The sequence below is a fragment of the Deinococcus aetherius genome (assembly GCF_025997855.1).
Classification (GTDB): domain Bacteria; phylum Deinococcota; class Deinococci; order Deinococcales; family Deinococcaceae; genus Deinococcus; species Deinococcus aetherius.
Genome location: NZ_AP026560.1, coordinates 2146502 through 2163925, shown reverse-complemented (window position 1 = coordinate 2163925; position 17424 = coordinate 2146502). Strand labels below are relative to the sequence as shown.

Below are 17424 nucleotides of genomic sequence, written 5' to 3'. Positions count from 1 at the left end.
CCCCGCCCGGGTACAGTGGCCCCGTATGGCCCGCCGTGACCGTTCCTCCACCCCGCCCCCGCCGCAGGCGCCGCTCCCCGCCGAACTGCTGGGCGGCCCCGGCGCCTTTTTCGGTCGGCTGGCCGCGAGTGAGCCGAGGGCGTGGCGGTACGTCGCCCCGGTGCTGCTGGCCGCCGCGCTGTCGGGGGTGGTGTACGCGCTGCTCGTGCGGCCCAGCGTGGGCCTGGGGGGAAGCGGCGGAGGCTTCCTGGTCCATGCCACGAACGCCTTCGGCACCTTCTTCCTCACGGTCTTCGGGTACGGCCTGATGGCGGGTCTGGGGTTCCTGGGGGCCGGGCGCGAGGGCCGCGCGGCGGAGGTGTACGGCGCGACTTTCGCCCTCCTCCCGCCCCTGTACCTGCTGCTGGTCGTCCTGCTGCTCGTGCTTCCCGCGCCGGAGTTGCCCAGCGCCGCCAGCAGCGCGACCACCTTCGACGTGCAGCGGGCCGCCCTGCGTGCGGTGGGGCAGTCGCCCCTCTCCCGCGCGGCCGTGGCGCTGACCATGCTCGGCACCGTGGCGCAATTCGTCCTCGCCTACCGGGGCTTCCGGACCTTCACGGGCAGCCGACGCCGCGCCCTGACCGGCACGCTGTCGCCGTTCGTGCCCGTGCTGCTCCTCACGGTGATCGGCTTCGGGCCGCTGCTGGCGGGGCTGTTCTAGGCGGGAAAGGATTCGGGAGCCGGAACGTCGCAGTCCGGCCCCCGTGCTCGACTGCTCACCCAAAGATGCTCTTGCTCGGGTCCCACAGCCGCCACAGCTCGTAGACGCCGATCAAGAGGTGCAGCACGAGCTTGGCGACGAGGCCCGTGAGGAGGCCGATCAGGGTGCCCCAGGCGGCACGGATCGCCTCCAGGACGGGCTTGCGGACCACGAACAGCTCGGCGACCAGCGCCCCCGCGAGCGGCCCGACGATCAACCCGAAGGGAAGGAAGATGCCGACGAGCCCGCCGAGCAGGGCGCCCCACCCCGCCTGCTTGCTTCCGCCGTAGCGCCGCGCCCCCCACGCGCTCGCCACGTTGTCGATCATGCTGATCAGGAAGGTGATCACCGCGAAGGTGAGCAGGAAGGGCAGGTCCGGCCACACCTGAAAGCCATTGATGAAGGTCGCCGCGACCGTCCCGGCGAAGATGATGACCGTGGCGGGCACGGCGGGCACGAAGGTCCCGACCATGCCGACGATCCACGCGAGCAGGAAGACGAGAAAGGCGAGACTCATACGGGATCAGGGTACGGGGTGGGCGGGGGCGGGGTTCCGGCGGATCGCCGTCTCGTCCAGGCTGAGATCAGAAGTCAGGCGAAATCTGGATCAACCCTTCGTCAAGACGACTTCCCAGACCGTCTTCGGTTTGGCGTAGCGGTCTATCTCCAGCTCCTGCACCGCCAGCCGCCGCCAGCTTGGGTCGAAAAGGGTCTCTATGTCGGTTCTGTCGAAAAACCGCTTCTGCTTCTCGCCCACTCGGTAGTAGTGGTGGCCAAGTTCAGCGTGACCGGCCGCGCCGTAGTGAACGTCCCGCGTCGAGTTGACCCGGCACAGCAGCAGACCGCCGCGCTTGAGCACGCGCCAAATCTCCTGCATGGCGGCCCCGGTGATGTCCCAGGAGAAATAGTGCAGGCACAGGCTGGCCAGAACAACCTCGTAGGTTCCGTCCGCGAACGGCAGCGGCTCGCGCAGGTCGTGCAGGAGGCACCGGGGTGAACCGGGGAGCTTTCTGCACTCGGCCAGAGCCTGCTCGGAGATGTCCAGGGCCGTCACGCGGTCGAAACCGGCACTCAGCAGAAACCGGGTGTCCCGCCCCTCGCCGCACCCCAGCTCAAGGATCTCCGGGGTCATCGCCTGCGCGCCGATCCGTTCCCGCCACCGCTCCAGCCAGGGGTCCGTTTCCATCCTTGCCGTCTTATCACGCTGGTCCTGCCCGGCGGTTTCTAGAGCGGGCCCAGGGAGTAATCTGCACCCATGACCACAACCGAGTCCAAGGTCGGCGCTGACCGTATCTCCTTCCTCCCCGTCCCCAGCGACACGCAGGTGCCCGAGGCCGTCCGCAAGCTGTGGGCCAAGGCCGAGGCGAACATCGGCTTCGTGCCCAACGTCTTTCGGGCCCAGGCGGTGAACGGCGAGCAGTTCCTCGCATGGTGGAACTACTTCAACCTCCTCCTCAACAAGGAGGGCTTCCTGAGCAACGTTGAGCGCGAACTCGTGGCGGTGGTGGTCAGCGCGGCGAACCGCTGCCTCTACTGCGAGGTCTCCCACGGGGCGGCCCTGCGCGGGTATTCCGGCGACCCCATGAGGGCCGACGCCGTGGCCGTCAACTGGCGACAGGCCGATCTCACCGAGCGCGAGCGCACTATGGCCGAGTACGCCGAGAAACTGACCCTGCGCCCCGCCGAGGTGACGGAGGCCGACCTGACGCCCCTGCGCGCGGTCGGCTTGGACGACCATCAGATCATGGAACTCGTGCAGGTGATCGGCATGTTCAACCTGACGAACCGGGTGAGCAGCGCCCTGGGCTTCGTGCCGAACGCGGAGTATTACTCGCAGGGGAGGTAAGGCGTGCGGCGAGTGGAAACGAAGAAGCGGAAGCCCTGGCTCCCGCTCCTGCCGCCGAAAGCCGACCGCTGACGGTTAATAGCTGTAAAACCCCCGCCCGCTCTTGCGCCCCAGGAGCCCTGCCTGCACCATCTTCCTGAGGAGGGGAGAGGGGCGGTACTTGTCATCCCCCAGCCCCTTGTGTAGCACCTCCATGATGCTCAGGCAGGTGTCGAGCCCGATAAAGTCGGCCAGGGTGAGCGGCCCCATCGGGTGATTCATGCCGAGTTTCATGATCTGGTCGATGGCCTCGGGCTCGGCCACGCCCTCCATCACGCACTGGATGGCTTCGTTCAGCATGGGCATCAGGATGCGGTTGGAGACGAAGCCGGGATAATCGTTGCACTCCACGGGCGTCTTGCTCATCGCCCGCGCCGTCTCCGTCACCTTACGCGCCGTTTCATCCGACGTGCTGTACCCGCGAATGACCTCCACCAGCCCCATCAGCGGCACCGGATTCATGAAGTGCATCCCGATAAACCGCTCGGGCCGCCCGCTCGCCGTGGCGAGGCTGGTGATAGGGATGGAGGAGGTGTTGCTCGCCAGGATGCCCCCCGGCTTGACGATCTCGCCCAGTTGCCGGAAGAGGTCGGCCTTGACCGCCTCGTTCTCCACGACCGCCTCGACCACTAGGTCGCAATCTGAGAAGGCTTGCAGGTCCGTCGTGAACTTGATGCGGCCCAGCAAGTCGGCGGGCGTTTCCTTGAGCCTGCCCTTCTCGTGCAGCTTGGCGAGGCTCTTTTCGATGGTGGTCTGTCCGCGCGACAGAAACTCGTCCTTCACGTCCTGCACGGTGACGCTAAAGCCGCTCTGGGCAGCAACCTGGGCGATGCCCGCGCCCATTTGACCTGCTCCGATGACTCCGAAGTTCATAAGTATTCCTTCCCACTTCTCAAGCAGTAGTAAACCAGTGAATTGCTAGCCAAGTTCCCTGACCCTCACCTTCAAGCGTCACGTCATCCCCGTCGTCGTTGAGCTTCCAACCTGTCTCAATCCATGTTGGGTCGAGTAAAGGGGCTGAAGTGAGGTTTGATAACAGGCGCTCTGCTCGTTCCAGAAATGCTTGGCGTGACATAGGCTCCGCGTCTGTGAGGACTCCATCCCACCCCTCGGACTCCAGCCATGCTTGGAGGGCTTCAGCCTCTTCAAACTGCCAAAGCTGAAGGTGTTGCTCGCTGGCTTCAGGTGAAAAGTCAGGGGGTGAGAAGGTGAGGTACATCCCTGCTCACTCCACCAGCGGAACGCCCTCAAGCGTCAGCGTGCGGCCCCGCTTGACGGGCGTGAAGGGCGTGTAGGTGTACTCCGAGCAGCCCTCCAGCACGAAGGGGTCATCCCGGAAGACCTCTTCGAGCTGCGCCTGACTCTCTGCCTGCGCCAGCAGCACGCCGCCCGTGCCGTCCATCTTGCGGCCCGACACGAGGAAGAGGCCCGAGCGATAATGCTGGTCCAGCCACTCCCGATGCCGGGGCGTGACGGCGGCGAGATCGTCCCCGCTCTTGAGGTAACGGCTCTGGATGACCCACAGGGTCGGGGCGCTGCTCTGCGTCATAAGCCTCAGCTTAGCCGCTTGACGCTGAGGGCCAGGCCGTTGCCGCCGCCCATGCACAGGGTCGCCACGCCCGTCTCCTTGTCCTGTTGCCGCAGCGCGTGGAGTAACGTGACGAGGATGCGGGCCCCGCTCGCGCCGATGGGGTGCCCGAGGGCGACCGCGCCGCCGTTCACGTTCACCCGTTCCGGGCTGAGGCCGAGTTCACGCTGGACGGCGAGGCTCTGCACGGAGAACGCCTCGTTCAGCTCCCACAGGTCCACGTCGCTCACGCCCATGCCGCTCTTTTCCAGCAGCTTCTTCGTGGCGGGAACGGGCGTCATCATCACCCATTCGGGGGCGAGGCCGCCCGTCGCGTAGGAGGTGATCTCGGCCATCGGCGTCAGCCCGTGTGCCTGCGCCGCCTCCTCGGACATCAGGAGCAGGCTGGAGGCACCGTCGTTCAGGCCGGGGGCGTTCCCCGCCGTGACCGTGCCGCCTTGCTTGAAGGCGGGCTTGAGCTTGCCCAGCGTCTCGGGGCTGGTGTCCGAGCGCGGTCCCTCGTCGGTGTCCACGACCACGTCCCCTTTGCGGCCCTTGACGGTCACCGGGGCGATCTCGTCGCTGAAGCGCCCGCCCTGCTGCGCGGCGACTGCCCGCTGGTGGCTCTGGGTGGCGTAGGCGTCCTGCGCCTCCCGCCCGATCTCGTACTTCTCGGCCACGCGCTCGCCGGTCAGACCCATGCCCTCGTCGTTGATCGAGCACCACAGGCCGTCGTGCGTGTTCGCGTCGAGGACCTGTGCGTGCCCCAGGCGGTAGCCCTTCCTGGCCTGCGGGAGGAGGTGCGGCGCGTTGCTCATGGACTCCATGCCGCCCGCCAGCATGATCGTCTGGTCCCCCGCGCGAATCGCCTGGGCGGCGAGGATCACGGCCTTCAGTCCCGAACCGCAGACCTTGTTCACCGTCAGGGCGCCGACCTCGTGCGAGAGGCCCGCCTTGAGCCCCGCCTGCCGCGCCGGGTTCTGCCCGCACCCCGCCTGCACGACCTGCCCCATGATGACCTCCTCGACGAGTTCGGCGGGAATTCCCGAGCGGCGTAGCGTCTCCCGCAAGGTAGTTGCGCCCAGCTCGACGGCGGTCACGTCCTGCAGGGCGCCCAGAAACTTCCCGGTCGGCGTGCGCGACGCCGAGACGATCACGGCTTTGTTCATGCCCGGAGTCTAGCGCGGAGAGACTAACGGTCGTTAGGTTCCTTGTAGGTGACATGGTCCTCCAGCCAGACCCGACCCACGAAGCCTCCCCGCTCTGCGGCCTTGCGTGCCCGCAGCTCCTCCAACCCCTCCGGCGTCAAACCGTGCAACGCGGCGAGTGCGTGCAGCACCTCCAGCACGTCCGCGAGTTCCTCGGGGGTACGGTCCGCAAGGTACTCCTGCGTCTCCTCCTCCAACTTGTCGAGCAGGGCGGGCCTGTATTCCGCTTCGGCCAGCACGCGGTAGGCGTACGCGGGAAAGAGGTGGGGAATTCTGTCGCGCACGAGTTTCGACATTCCGCCACGCTACACCAAGCCCTCGGCGGGCGCGTGCTAGCCTCCCCCTATGTTTGAGGCGCTCGGGAACAAGTTGCAGGACATCCTCGACCGCGTAGGACGGGAGAGCAAACTTACAGGCGAACAGGTCAAGGCCGCCATGCGCGAGATTCGTATGGCCCTGCTTGAGGCCGACGTGAACTATGGCGTCGCCAAGGACTTCGTGGCGCGGGTGAGCGAAAAGGCCGTCGGGCAGGAGGTCACGGGCTCGCTGACCGCCGGGCAGACGGTGGTGAAGCTCGTCCACGACGAACTGATCGAGACCCTCGGCGGGCAGGCCGCCCAGCCCACCCTCAAAACCGACGGCAACGTGTGGTTCATGGTGGGTCTCCAGGGGGCGGGCAAGACCACGAGCGCGGGCAAACTCGCCGCCTTCTACAAGGGCAAGGGCCGCCGCGTCCTCCTCGTCGCCGCTGACACCCAGCGCCCCGCCGCCCGCGACCAGCTCGAAGTGCTCTCCAAACAGGTCGGCGTGCCGGTGCTGAAGGTGCAGGACGGCGAGACGCCGCAGGGGACGCGGCGTCGCCTCGACGAGTACCTGAAGACCGACTACCGCGACCTCGTGATCGTGGACACGGCGGGCCGCCTCCAGATCGACGAGGCGCTGATGGACCAGCTCGCCGCCCTCCAGGCCGAGTTGGTGCCCACCGAGACCCTGCTCGTGGTGGACGCGATGACGGGTCAGGAGGCGCTGAACGTCGCCCGCACCTTCGACGAGCGGGTGCACCTCTCGGGCCTGATCATGACGAAGATGGACGGCGACGCGCGCGGCGGGGCGGCCCTTTCGGCGCGCAGCGTGACGGGCAAGCCGATCTACTTCGCGGGCACGAGCGAAAAGCTGAACGGTTTGGAGCCCTTCTACCCCGACCGGGTGGCGGGCCGCATCCTGGGCATGGGCGACGTGCTGGGGCTGATCGAGCGTGCTCAGCAGGCGGACCTCAAGGCGATGGAGGTCAAGAAACCGGGAGACTTCGACCTCGAAGACCTGCTGACCCAGCTTCGCCAGATTCGCAAGATGGGGCCGCTAGGTGACCTCCTCAAGCTGATCCCCGGCATGAGCCGTGCGTTGCCGGAGGGCTTCAACGTGGACGAGGGGCAGATTCAGCGCATTGACGCGATGATCTCGTCCATGACGGTGAAAGAGCGCCACAACCCCAAGATCATCGACGGCCGACGGCGCAAGCGCATCGCGGCGGGCAGCGGCCATACCGTGCAGGACATCAACCGCCTCCTGAAGATGCACGAGCAGATGAAGGACATGATGAAGATGTTCCAGCGCCTCGGCGGGCAGGGTGGGAAGGGGCTGCCCGGGGGCATGAAGCCGCCGAAGATGCCTCCTATGCCGCCGACTCGGGGACGCTGATTCGGGTGCGTTGACACCCCTTTGGGGGCTCCCTATACTCAGGCCCGCTGAGCGCGCCCCTCGCGGCGACCAGCCGTGTGGGTCGTTAGCTCAATCGGTAGAGCAGCTGACTTTTAATCAGCGGGTTCCGGGTTCAAGTCCCGGGCGACCCACCAAAAGAAGCCCCGCTCGTGACGGGGTTTCTTCTTTTAAGAGAAGGATGTGGGGTGACGAAGAGTTCAATGCCTTCCGCCCCCACCACTCGAAGCAACAGTCCTCAAGGGGACAAATCCTCATGTCCCAATAGTCCACATCAAAAACCCTCAACCTTTCGGCTGAGGGCTTGCACTTACGGTCGCTTCCGATTACCAGCGGTCGTCGCGGTCACGGCGGGGGGGACGGCTGCTGTAGCCGCCGCCGCTGGAGTTGCCGCTGCTCGCGCTCGCCGGGGCCGCCTTGGTCACGACGATGTTCTTGGCCTGGGGGCCCTTGCCGCGCTGGCCAGGCTCGATCTCGAACTCGACCTCGTCGCCCTCGTTGAGCTTCTTGAAGCCCTGGGCCTGGATCGCGCTGAAATGCGCGAATACGTCGGGGCTGCCCTCCGTCTCGATGAACCCGTAGCCCTTTTCCGCGTTAAACCACTTCACTCTACCTACTGCCATGCTCGACTCCTCGTCCTTCCCAGCCAAAAGAGGCGCGTTGGCTTTTCACCAAATCGCGCCCCGCATAGGAACTTCCTGGGAAAATGACCGTCTTACTATGACCGCCTTTGCGTCGAGAAGTCGTAGTCTGGGTCACATTGAGCGGATACAAAGAAAACCCCCAACTCTGCGGCTGGGGGCTGCACTCCCGGTGGAAGGGGGTTAGCGGACTTCGACCTTGGCGCCCGCACCTTCGAGCTGGGCGCGGAACTTGTCGGCGTCTTCCTTGCTGACGCCTTCCTTGATCGGGCCGCCCTTCTCGCTGAGGTCCTTGGCTTCCTTGAGGCCCAGGCCGGTGATGGCGCGGATCTCCTTAATGACGTTGATCTTGCTCGCACCCGCATCCACCAGCACGACGTCGAACTCGGTCTTCTCCTCGACCGGGGCGGCCTCGGTAGCCGCGCCACCGCCGCCCATCGCCACGGCAGCGGTTACGCCCCACTGGGCCTTGAGGCCGTCGATGAGGTCGGCGAGTTCCATGATGGTGAGGGTGCTGAGCTGGTCCATCAGAGCCTGCTTGTCGTAAGCCATGTTTGGTGTCCTCCTGGAGTGAAGTTTTGAAGCTGGGAAAAAGAGGTGTGCTTAGGCGGCCTCGGTCGCGCCGCCGAGTTTCTCGCGGTAGGCTTCGAGGATGCCGACGAAGTTGCTGAGGTGCGCGCTGAGGACGCCCACGAACTCGCCCTGAAGGCTCTGCTTGCTGCCGAGGCTGGCGAGGCGCTCGATGACGCGCACGTCCACGCGCTGCCCCTCGACGAGACCGCCCTTCATGGCGGGGATGCCCCGGTCGTTGCCCCGGGCCGCGTCGCTGAGCGTCTTGGCGACGCCCGCCGGATCGTCCTGCGCCAGCACGAGGGCGCTGGGGCCCTTGAGGGCGTCCGTGAAGTCGCGCCCGCCGTTCTGTAGGGCGAGGTTGATCAGGGTGTTCTTGGCGACGATGAGCTGGCCGCCCTTCGCCCGGATATCCTGCCGCAGCTTCGTGAGCTGCCCGGCGGTGAGGCCCTGGTAGTCGACGACGTAAAACGTCTCAATGCCCGTGAGGCTCTCGCGCAGGCTGCCCAGCGTCTGCGTGTTCTTTTCGTTCGCCACGCTGTAAACCTCCTGTGTGGTGAACAAGCTCAGGTGCGCTGTGCGCCCTGACAACTCGGCGGGATATTTAAACCTGGCTGCGGTCCCCGCTGTCTACGATGCCGATGAAGAAAGGTGCTGAGCGCACCGGGGTGCCGAAAGAGTATAGGGGAGAGCGCGCCGAATGTCTCCCTCCCCTTGGAAATCAGGCCTGCGAGCCCAGCGTCAGGGGAATGCTCGGCCCCATCGTGGTCGTCAGGTAGGCGCTGCGCAGGTACACGCCCTTGGCAGCGCCGGGCTTGGCGGCCTCCAGGGCGTTCAGGAGCGACGTGTAGTTCGCGCTGAGGTTGCCCGACTCAAAGCTCGCCTTGCCGATGGGGGCATGGACGACGCCGGTCTTGTCATTGCGGAACTCGATGCGGCCCGCCTTGAGGCCACGCACCATGCCCGCCACATCGGTACCGACGGTGCCGCTCTTGGGGTTGGGCAGCAGCCCGCGCGGCCCGAGCAGACGGGCGAGGCGCTGGCCGACGAGGGCCATCACGTCGGGGGTCGCCACGACGGCGTCGAAGTCGAGAAAGCCGTTCGCGATGCGCTCGATCAGGTCCTCGGCGCCCACCACGTCCGCACCGGCGGCCTCGGCGGCGGCCACGTTGTCGCCCCGCGTGATCACCGCGACGCGCACGCTGCGGCCCGTGCCGTGGGGCAGGGACACCGTGCCGCGCACGTTCTGGTCACTCTTGCGGGGGTCGATGCCCAGGCGGAAGTGAACTTCCACCGTCTCGTCAAACTTCGCGGTGGCGAGCTCCCTAACGAGCGCGGCGGCCTCGTCGATGGAGTACTGGCGGGTGCGGTCCACCTTGCTCACCAGGGCGCGGTAACGCTTGCCGTGCTTAGGCATGGGGAGCCCCCTCGATGGTCACGCCCATGGAGCGGGCGGTCCCCGCCACCGTGTTCGCGGCGGCCTCGACGCTGCCCGCGTTCAGGTCGGGCATCTTGGTGCGGGCGATCTCCAGCACCTGATCCCAGTTCAGCTTGCCGACCTTCGCCTTGTTGGGGGTGGCGCTGCCCTTCTGGAGCCCCGCCGCCTTGCGGATCAGGTAACTCATGGGGGGCGTCTTGGTGATGAAGGTGAAGGAGCGGTCCGCGTAGATGGTGATCTCGACGGGGATGATCGCGTCACCCTTGTCGGCGGTGGCTGCGTTGAACTCCTTCGTGAAGCCCATGATGTTCGCGCCATACTGACCCAGCGCGGGGCCCACGGGCGGGGCGGGCGTCGCCTTGCCGGCCGGAAGCTGCAACTTCACGATCCCGGTGACTTTCTTAGCCATGCTGTTTCCTCCTTAGCTCCCCCGACTCCTCCTGGATCCATCAGGCACAGGAAAGGGCGGGGTGCTGGCGCTAAGTTCCGCTGCAGAGTGACCCTGGGGCCGTTGCGGCGGCAACTTTGAAATTCTACAGGGAGGGGGCGCACCTGCCAACCCCACCCCTGCCTTCGCTACTTGGCGACCTGCGCGAAGTCGAGTTCGACGGGCGTCTCGCGGCCGAAGATGCTGACGAGCACCTTGACCTTCGCCTGCGGGGCGTTGACCTCGCTGATGACGCCGCTGAAGTCGGCAAAAGGCCCGCCCGTCACCCGGACCATGTCGCCCGGCTTGAGGCTGACCTTGACGCGTGGTGCCGCCTCCTCCTGGGGCTGGGCCGCCACGCCCACCGAGGCGAGCAGGCGCTGCACCTCGTCAGGGGAGAGGGGCACCGGGCGGGTCGCTGTGCCGACGAAGCCCGTCACGCCGTTCGTGCCGCGCACAACTTCCCAGGACTCGCCGAGTTCGCCGGGAGAGTCGTCGTCCTCCACGTCCATCTGCACGAAGACGTAGCCGGGGAAAAGCTTGCGCTCGACCTCGACCTTCTTGCCGCCCTCCTGCAACTCCATCGCCTTTTCCTTGGGCTGGAGGACCTGGAAGATCTTGGTGTGGAGCATCCCGAGCTTCCGGGCCCGCTCCAGCAGATGCTGCTCCACGCGGTCTTCCTGACCGACGTAGGTATGCACCGCGTACCACTCGATGCTCACGGCAGCACCGCCCGCACGAGCGCGCCGAAGAGGTAGTCCATCAGGAACACGATCAGGGTCAGGGCGATCACGAAGATCAAGACGGCCTGCGTGCCCTCGATGACCCCCTGCCGCGTGGGCCACGTCACGCGCGCCAGTTCCGCGCGCGAGTCCCGCAAGTACTGAATCAGATTCATGCGCTCACCTGGCTGCCGCCGTCACGTTCAGGCGGGGAAGGCGAAACCTGGCCGGGACAGTCACGCGGCCCGGCCGAGGTTTCAGACCTTCTTCTCCTTGAACACGACGTGCTTCTTCGCCACGGGGTCATACTTGCGCAGCTCCATCTTGGCCTGCGTGTTGCGGCGGTTCTTGGTGGTCGTGTAGTAGAAGCCCGTGCCAGCGGTGCTTTCCATCTTCACGATGATGCGGGGTCCGTCTTTCGCCATGTTGGTGCTCCTTTCGCGCGGCCCTGACCTTCGCCAAAGCCCCGCTCCCAGCCCGCCGGTCCAGGCCGGGGTCGCTGGTAAAAGCCCGCCTCGGGGCGGGCAACATTCGGATTATAGGCAGTTGGAAGGGGGGTGTCCACCCTGAGCACGAGAAAAGGGGGGGGAGACCCTGGCAGCCTCCCCCCACTCCTCCTGTCAGGAGTCGAACTTACTCCAGGACCTTGGTGACGACGCCGGCGCCGACGGTGCGGCCACCCTCGCGGATGGCAAACCTCAGGCCCTCTTCCATGGCGATGGGCTTGATCAGTTCCACCGAGAAGGTCACGTTGTCCCCCGGCATCACCATCTCCACACCCTCCGCCAACTGCACCACACCGGTCACGTCCGTCGTGCGGAAGTAGAACTGAGGACGGTACCCCCCAAAGAACGCCGAGTGACGCCCCCCCTCGTCCTTGGACAGCACGTAGACGCTGGCCTCGAACTTGGTGTGCGGCTTGATGCTGCCCGGCTTGGCCAGCACCTGACCGCGCTCCACGTCGTCGCGAGCGACGCCGCGCAAGAGAACCCCCACGTTGTCCCCGGCCATGCCCTGGTCGAGCAGCTTGCGGTGCATCTCGATGCCGGTCACGGTGGTCTTCTTGGTGTCACGCAGCCCGATGATCTCGACCTCGTCCTGGACCTTGACCACACCACGCTCCACACGCCCGGTGGCGACGGTGCCGCGTCCGGTGATGGTGAAGACGTCCTCGACCGGCATCAGGAAGGTCTTGTCAGTGGCGCGCTCGGGGGTAGGGATGTAGCTGTCCACCGCGTCGAGCAGTTCCCAGATCTTGTCGACCCACGGGTTCTCGCCGCGCGCGGTCTTGGGGTTCTGCTGCAGCTGTTCCAGCGCCTGCAAGGCGCTGCCACGCACCACCGGCAGATCATCCCCGGGGAACTCGTACTTGCTGAGCAGCTCGCGCACTTCCATCTCGACCAGTTCGAGCAGTTCCTCGTCGTCGACCATGTCGACCTTGTTCATGAACACGACGATGTAGGGCACGCCCACCTGACGGGCCAGCAGGATGTGCTCGCGGGTCTGGGGCATCGGGCCGTCAGCGGAGCTGACGACCAGAATGGCGCCGTCCATCTGGGCCGCGCCGGTGATCATGTTCTTGACGTAGTCGGCGTGGCCGGGGCAGTCGACGTGCGAGTAGTGGCGGCTCGGCGTGTTGTACTCGACGTGGGCGGTGTTGATGGTGATGCCACGGGCCTTTTCTTCGGGGGCCTTGTCGATCTGGTCGTAGGCCAGTTTCTCCACCGTCGGGTCTGCCGCTGCGGCGGTGAAGGTGATGGCGGCCGTCAGCGTGGTCTTGCCGTGGTCGACATGCCCGATTGTCCCCACGTTCACGTGGGGCTTCGTCCGCTCAAACGTTCCCTTTGCCATACTCAATTCCTCCTGAAAGCTGGTGTCCCGGCTGCGGGACGGGCCTGAACAGCATACAAGGCCTGGCGTGTCGGACTGTGCACCCCCGGACGAAGCCGCCCCTGCGCCTGCCGGCTCCCGACCAAGGAGAACGTGGCCTGCCGGGGAAGCGGGCCACGTTCTGGGCTGGAGCTCTTGGTCGGGATTGAACCGACGACCTCTCCCTTACCAAGGGAGTGCTCTACCACTGAGCTACAAGAGCGGAAAAAGCGGGAAACGAGACTCGAACTCGCGACATTCAGCTTGGGAAGCTGACGCTCTACCAACTGAGCTATTCCCGCATGTGGTGGGCAGGGGCGGATTCGAACCGCCGTACTCCGAAGAGAACAGATTTACAGTCTGTCGCCTTTAACCACTCGGCCACCTACCCGAATTGTCCCCGGCCCTGATGAATCTGGCAGGTGTCGCGCTCCCGAGGAACCCCCGGGGAAACGCTGTGGAGCCACTCAGGAGAATCGAACTCCCAACCTTCCGATTACAAGTCGGGTGCTCTACCAGTTGAGCTAGAGTGGCACCCTTCCTGACGCCGGAACAAGGGAAGCAGGTCCCTGAGCACGGAAGAGACACGCCTGGGCGCGCACTTCCGGCTGTGAATAGTAGCACCGCCCCCCAGGGGTGTCAACACGACCCCGGACAGGCCGAGCGGGAATGCTCCTGTCCAGGATTAACGTTTACCCTGCCCCGTGAGGGGGACGACTCCGCCATTGCGCGCATTCGTGGCCTCGCCGGGCGGCGTAGACTGGCGACCTTTCGGGCACCCGTGGCCCTGGAACGCGTGGCCTTCCCCTGCCCCCTCACCGCCCCCCTCCCTGAGGTGAAGCCTTGGACAGTCTTCGAACGCTCTGGCCGTACCTGCGGCTCCACACGCGGCAGTACCTGATCGGCCTGGTCGCGGTGGTCATCGCCAACGCCGTGAACCTGCTGCCCTACTACTTCATCCGCCTGACCATCGACGGCCTGACGGGTGCGACCGACACCGATCCCGGCACGGCAGGCGTGACCCTCGGACGGGTGGGGCTGTACGCCCTCGGTATCGTCCTGGCGGCGACCACGGCAGGGGCCCTGATGCTCGTGATGCGGCGGCAGATCATCGTGGCGTCAAGGCAGACGGAGTACGAGATTCGCCGCGACATCTACGGGAACCTCCAGACCCTCGACAAGGGGTATTACGACCGGGCGCGGACGGGTGACCTGATGAACCGCCTCACCGGGGACCTCAGCGCCGTGCGCGAGATGCTGGGCTTCGGGTCGTGGCAGGTCGTGAACATCGTCTCGGGCTTCGCCACCGCCTTCGCCGTGATGTTCGGCCTGAGCTGGCAGCTCACCCTGATCGTGATCGCCGTGCTGCCCGTGATCGTGGGCATCCTCACCTACCTCGCGCGGCAGATCAACAAGCGGCACACCCTGGTGCAGGAGCAGAACAGCCTGATCGCCGCGAAGGCGCAGGAGAACTTCAGCGGGGCGCGGGTCGTGAAGGGCTATGCCATCGAGGACCGCGAGATCGCCGACTACCGAGCGATGAACCTCGAACTTCTGCGGCGCAACATCTCCCTGGCGAAGGTGGACGGCCCGCTGCGCGCCTTCATGAGCCTCCTGATCGGCATCGCCTTCGCGCTGATCCTGCTCGTGGGCGGGCGGCTGATTCTGAACCCGGCGAACGACGGCTCCTTCACGGTCGGCATGTTCGTGCAGTTCGTGGGCACGCTGGAGCGCCTGACCTGGCCGATGCTGATGGTGGGCTGGATCACCGGGGTCACCCAGCGCGGGCTGGCCTCATGGTTGCGGCTGCGCGAACTGCTGGAGGCCCGGCCCGGCGTGTACGACGAGCGGGGGCGCACGGAGACGGGTATCCGCACCCTGCGCGGGGACGTGAGGTTCGAGAACGTGTCGTTGCGGTACGGCGACCGCACGGTCCTCGACCGGGTAAATCTGCATGTCCCCGCCGGGACCTTCGTGGGCATCACCGGCCCGACCGGGAGCGGCAAGACGGTGCTCGCGGGGCTCGTCACGCGGAGCATGGATCCCACAGACGGCGTGGTGCGCATCGACGGGCACGACGTTCGGACCATCCCGCTGCGTGTCTTGCGCGAGAACATGGCGGTCGTGCCGCAGGAGCCCTTCCTCTTCAGCGACACCATCGCCAACAACATCGGCTTCGGCCTGGAGGGGCGTGACCTCCCCACCATCCCGACCGGGGTGAGCGTGGTGAATACCCCGCCGCCCCCCGACCTGCCCCAGCAGCCCGACCTCGGCCGGGTGCGGGAGGCGGCGCGGCTGGCCGGACTCGCGGACGACGTGGAGGCCTTTCCGCAGGGGTACGACACGATGCTGGGCGAGCGCGGCGTGACCCTCAGCGGCGGGCAGCGGCAGCGGACGGCCATCGCCCGCGCCATCGTGCGCGAGCCCCACATCCTGATCCTCGACGACAGCCTCTCGGCGGTGGACACCGAGACCGAGCGGCGCATCCTCGACGGGCTGCGCGAGATCAGCCGGGGCCGCACCGTCCTCCTGATCGCGCACCGGGTGAGTACCCTGCGGCACGCGGATCAGATCGTGGTGCTGGAAGAGGGCCGCGTGACCGAGCAGGGCACGCACGACGAACTCCTCGCCCTGGGGGGACACTACGCCGAACTCGAACGTCTCCAGCGCCTCGCCTCCGACCTCGACGCGGAGGACCAGCCCACCCTCGACCCCGAGGTGGCTGCGGACGACCTCGAACGCCAGCCGCAGGAGGTCGTGAAGTGACCCGCCCCGACACCCTCGACGTGACGCAAAAGGGCTTCGACGCCCGGCTTACCCGACGCATCCTGCGGTACCTGAGGCCCTACGTGGGACTGGTGGTCCTCGGCGTGGTCCTCGCCCTCCTGATCGCCGTGGCGCAGCCCATCTTCGCGCTGATCCAGCGGCACGCCATTGACGCGTACCTCCTGCCCTTCGAGCGCGACCGGACGCAGAGCCTGGACGCCCTGTACCGGGGGCTCACACTCGCCGCCGTGGGGTACATGGCTCTCAAAGTCGTGGAGTTCGGGCTCCAGTACGGCTTCACCCTCGCCATCGGCTACCTCGGGCAGAACGTGCTGCGGGACATCCGGGCGGACGTGTTCGGCAAGCTCCAAAGATTGCACCTCGCCTATTTCGACCAGAACCCGGTCGGCAGGTTGATCACGCGCGTGACGAGCGACGTGGACGCGATCAACCAGTTCATCACGGGTGGGCTGGTCAGCCTGATCCAGAGTGCTTTCCTGATCACGGCGTACGTGGTGATCATGCTGCGGGTGAACTGGCAGCTCGCGCTGGTCTCCTTCGCGGTGCTGCCGGTGCTGTACTTCGCCACCAACTTCTTCCGCACCCGGCTGCGCGACGCCTTCCGGGCCACCCGCGCCCAGCAGGCGTTCGTGAACACCCGGCTCAACGAGAACATCACCGGGATGCTCACCATCCAGCTCTTCGGGCGGGAGGCGAGGACCGGCCTCGACTTCGACCACGCCAACCGGGCGCTCCTGGCGGCGAACGTGAACAGCGTGCGGTGGTTCTCGCTCTTCATGCCGACGGTCGCGGTGCTGGGGCAGGTGGCCGTCGCGCTCGTGCTGTACTTCGCGGCGCGGCAGATCCTGGGGGCGGAGGCCCTGGGTGGAGCGGTGGCGGGGGCTGTGACGGTCGGCACCCTCTTCGCCTTCGTGCAGTGGACCCAGCAGCTCTTCCAGCCCATCCAGGACCTCGCCGACGTGTTCAACAACCTCCAGGCGGCGATGGCGAGCAGCGAGCGCATCTTCGGCGTGATCGACACGAAAGAGGAGATCACCGACAGGCCGGGGGCGGGGCGGCTCACGCACTTCGAGGGCCGGGTGGACTTCGAGGGCGTGTGGTTCGCGTACGACCAGACGGTGACGGGGGACACGCCCGACACCGACGACCGTTGGATTCTGCGTGGGATCGACCTCCACATCCGCCCCGGCGAGAGCGTGGCCCTGGTGGGCGCGACGGGCGCGGGCAAGACGAGCGTCACCGCGCTGGTAAGCCGCTTCTACGACGTGCAGCGCGGGGCGGTGAAGGTGGACGGCGTGGGCGTGCGCGACCTCGCGCAGCACGACCTGCGCAAGCACGTGGGCGTCGTCTTGCAGGACGTGTTCCTCTTCGCGGGGACCATCGAGGGCAACCTGACGCTGAATAACCCCGACATCCCCCACGAGCGGGTGGTGGAGGCGTGCAAGTACGTGGGCGTCCACGACTACATCGTCTCGCTGCCCGAGGGGTACGATACCGAGGTGCGCGAGCGCGGCGCGACCCTCTCGACCGGGCAGAAGCAACTCCTCGCCTTCGCGCGGGCGCTCATTCAGAACCCCGACATCCTGCTCGTGCTCGACGAGGCGACCGCGAACGTGGACACCGAGGCCGAACTGCGCATCCAGCAGGCCCTCCAGAAGGTGATGCTGGGCCGCACGAGCATCATCATCGCGCACCGTCTGTCGACCATCGAGCACTGCGACCGCATCGTCGTGATGCGGCGGGGCCGGATCGTGGAGCAGGGGAGCCACCGTGAACTGCTCGCCCGGGGCGGGTACTACGCGCGGCTGCACCGCCTGCAATACGCGCAATCGGACGCGGCGGACTGACGGGAAGG

At 66.5% G+C, this 17424-nt stretch carries 21 protein-coding genes and 5 tRNA genes; 6 read left to right on the top strand and 20 right to left on the bottom strand.

The annotated features are described in order from the left end of the window. The first annotated feature begins 25 nt into the window (after positions 1 to 25). Positions 26 to 700 carry a hypothetical protein gene (locus tag DAETH_RS10905; protein WP_264774919.1) on the top strand — a complete coding sequence of 225 codons (675 nt, stop codon included), beginning with the start codon at positions 26 to 28 and terminating at the stop codon, positions 698 to 700. Positions 701 to 755: 55 nt separating this feature from the next. Here DAETH_RS10905 and DAETH_RS10900 read toward each other — a convergent pair whose 3' ends face one another. Both DAETH_RS10900 and DAETH_RS10895 read right to left on the bottom strand, forming a co-directional pair. Beyond that, on the bottom strand, positions 756 to 1256 hold the full coding sequence (locus DAETH_RS10900) for a DUF456 domain-containing protein (RefSeq protein WP_264774918.1): 501 nt from the start codon (positions 1254 to 1256) through the stop codon (positions 756 to 758). 90 nt (positions 1257 to 1346) lie between these two features. Next, a complete protein-coding gene (locus DAETH_RS10895) occupies positions 1347 to 1925 on the bottom strand; it encodes a class I SAM-dependent methyltransferase (RefSeq protein WP_264774917.1) in 579 nt (192 codons plus the stop codon). A gap of 69 nt (positions 1926 to 1994) precedes the next feature. On the opposite strand from DAETH_RS10895, the gene DAETH_RS10890 reads away from it, so the two are divergent. Further along, positions 1995 to 2585: a peroxidase-related enzyme gene (locus DAETH_RS10890; RefSeq protein WP_264774916.1), complete on the top strand. Its 591-nt coding sequence runs from the start codon at positions 1995 to 1997 to the stop codon at positions 2583 to 2585. Between the two features lie 75 nt (positions 2586 to 2660). Here DAETH_RS10890 and DAETH_RS10885 read toward each other — a convergent pair whose 3' ends face one another. The 5 genes from DAETH_RS10885 to DAETH_RS10865 are packed head-to-tail and all read right to left on the bottom strand — an operon-like array spanning position 2661 to position 5695. After that, on the bottom strand, positions 2661 to 3497 hold the full coding sequence (locus DAETH_RS10885; protein ID WP_264774915.1) for a 3-hydroxyacyl-CoA dehydrogenase family protein: 837 nt from the start codon (positions 3495 to 3497) through the stop codon (positions 2661 to 2663). A gap of 19 nt (positions 3498 to 3516) precedes the next feature. Continuing rightward, positions 3517 to 3843: a hypothetical protein gene (locus DAETH_RS10880; protein ID WP_264774914.1), complete on the bottom strand. Its 327-nt coding sequence runs from the start codon at positions 3841 to 3843 to the stop codon at positions 3517 to 3519. Positions 3844 to 3849: 6 nt separating this feature from the next. Beyond that, on the bottom strand, positions 3850 to 4173 hold the full coding sequence (locus DAETH_RS10875; protein ID WP_264774913.1) for a YciI family protein: 324 nt from the start codon (positions 4171 to 4173) through the stop codon (positions 3850 to 3852). A gap of 5 nt (positions 4174 to 4178) precedes the next feature. Further along, positions 4179 to 5360 (bottom strand): thiolase family protein, encoded by a 1182-nt coding sequence (locus DAETH_RS10870; protein ID WP_264774912.1) that lies wholly within the window; start codon positions 5358 to 5360, stop codon positions 4179 to 4181. 23 nt (positions 5361 to 5383) lie between these two features. Then, a complete protein-coding gene (locus DAETH_RS10865; RefSeq protein WP_264774911.1) occupies positions 5384 to 5695 on the bottom strand; it encodes a nucleoside triphosphate pyrophosphohydrolase in 312 nt (103 codons plus the stop codon). Positions 5696 to 5744: 49 nt separating this feature from the next. On the opposite strand from DAETH_RS10865, the gene ffh reads away from it, so the two are divergent. Then, the gene (ffh, locus tag DAETH_RS10860) at positions 5745 to 7097 is read left to right on the top strand and encodes a signal recognition particle protein (RefSeq protein ID WP_264774910.1); all 1353 of its coding nucleotides are present in this window, start codon (positions 5745 to 5747) and stop codon (positions 7095 to 7097) included. Between the two features lie 79 nt (positions 7098 to 7176). Continuing rightward, positions 7177 to 7252, top strand: a tRNA-Lys gene (locus DAETH_RS10855). Positions 7253 to 7441: 189 nt separating this feature from the next. Here DAETH_RS10855 and DAETH_RS10850 read toward each other — a convergent pair. From DAETH_RS10850 to DAETH_RS10790, 13 genes are all read right to left on the bottom strand, one after another. Further along, positions 7442 to 7738 carry a cold-shock protein gene (locus DAETH_RS10850; RefSeq protein ID WP_319993712.1) on the bottom strand — a complete coding sequence of 99 codons (297 nt, stop codon included), beginning with the start codon at positions 7736 to 7738 and terminating at the stop codon, positions 7442 to 7444. 201 nt (positions 7739 to 7939) lie between these two features. Next, on the bottom strand, positions 7940 to 8308 hold the full coding sequence (gene rplL / locus DAETH_RS10845; RefSeq protein ID WP_264774909.1) for a 50S ribosomal protein L7/L12: 369 nt from the start codon (positions 8306 to 8308) through the stop codon (positions 7940 to 7942). A gap of 51 nt (positions 8309 to 8359) precedes the next feature. Beyond that, positions 8360 to 8863 (bottom strand): 50S ribosomal protein L10, encoded by a 504-nt coding sequence (gene rplJ, locus DAETH_RS10840; RefSeq protein ID WP_264774908.1) that lies wholly within the window; start codon positions 8861 to 8863, stop codon positions 8360 to 8362. Positions 8864 to 9047: 184 nt separating this feature from the next. Beyond that, the gene (gene rplA / locus DAETH_RS10835) at positions 9048 to 9743 is read right to left on the bottom strand and encodes a 50S ribosomal protein L1 (RefSeq protein ID WP_264774907.1); all 696 of its coding nucleotides are present in this window, start codon (positions 9741 to 9743) and stop codon (positions 9048 to 9050) included. Then, positions 9736 to 10173 (bottom strand): 50S ribosomal protein L11, encoded by a 438-nt coding sequence (gene rplK, locus DAETH_RS10830; protein ID WP_264774906.1) that lies wholly within the window; start codon positions 10171 to 10173, stop codon positions 9736 to 9738. Before rplK ends, rplA begins: the two co-directional genes overlap by 8 nt. Before the next feature lie 167 nt (positions 10174 to 10340). Then, positions 10341 to 10913 carry a transcription termination/antitermination protein NusG gene (nusG, locus tag DAETH_RS10825; protein ID WP_264774905.1) on the bottom strand — a complete coding sequence of 191 codons (573 nt, stop codon included), beginning with the start codon at positions 10911 to 10913 and terminating at the stop codon, positions 10341 to 10343. After that, entirely contained in the window at positions 10910 to 11089 is a 180-nt protein-coding gene (secE, locus tag DAETH_RS10820; RefSeq protein WP_264774904.1) for a preprotein translocase subunit SecE, read from the bottom strand. Before secE ends, nusG begins: the two co-directional genes overlap by 4 nt. Positions 11090 to 11170: 81 nt before the next feature. Continuing rightward, on the bottom strand, positions 11171 to 11338 hold the full coding sequence (gene rpmG / locus DAETH_RS10815; protein WP_012692576.1) for a 50S ribosomal protein L33: 168 nt from the start codon (positions 11336 to 11338) through the stop codon (positions 11171 to 11173). 208 nt (positions 11339 to 11546) lie between these two features. Continuing rightward, positions 11547 to 12764: an elongation factor Tu gene (tuf, locus tag DAETH_RS10810; RefSeq protein WP_264774903.1), complete on the bottom strand. Its 1218-nt coding sequence runs from the start codon at positions 12762 to 12764 to the stop codon at positions 11547 to 11549. A 166-nt stretch (positions 12765 to 12930) separates the two neighbouring features. Next, positions 12931 to 13005, bottom strand: a tRNA-Thr gene (locus DAETH_RS10805). A gap of 6 nt (positions 13006 to 13011) precedes the next feature. Then, positions 13012 to 13084: transfer RNA gene (locus tag DAETH_RS10800), tRNA-Gly, on the bottom strand. Between the two features lie 3 nt (positions 13085 to 13087). Continuing rightward, positions 13088 to 13173: transfer RNA gene (locus tag DAETH_RS10795), tRNA-Tyr, on the bottom strand. A 67-nt stretch (positions 13174 to 13240) separates the two neighbouring features. After that, positions 13241 to 13316: transfer RNA gene (locus DAETH_RS10790), tRNA-Thr, on the bottom strand. Between the two features lie 309 nt (positions 13317 to 13625). Here DAETH_RS10790 and DAETH_RS10785 point away from each other — a divergent pair. Next, the gene (locus DAETH_RS10785) at positions 13626 to 15548 is read left to right on the top strand and encodes an ABC transporter ATP-binding protein (protein WP_264774902.1); all 1923 of its coding nucleotides are present in this window, start codon (positions 13626 to 13628) and stop codon (positions 15546 to 15548) included. After that, positions 15545 to 17416 carry an ABC transporter ATP-binding protein gene (locus DAETH_RS10780; protein WP_264774901.1) on the top strand — a complete coding sequence of 624 codons (1872 nt, stop codon included), beginning with the start codon at positions 15545 to 15547 and terminating at the stop codon, positions 17414 to 17416. Before DAETH_RS10785 ends, DAETH_RS10780 begins: the two co-directional genes overlap by 4 nt. Positions 17417 to 17424 lie beyond the last annotated feature (8 nt).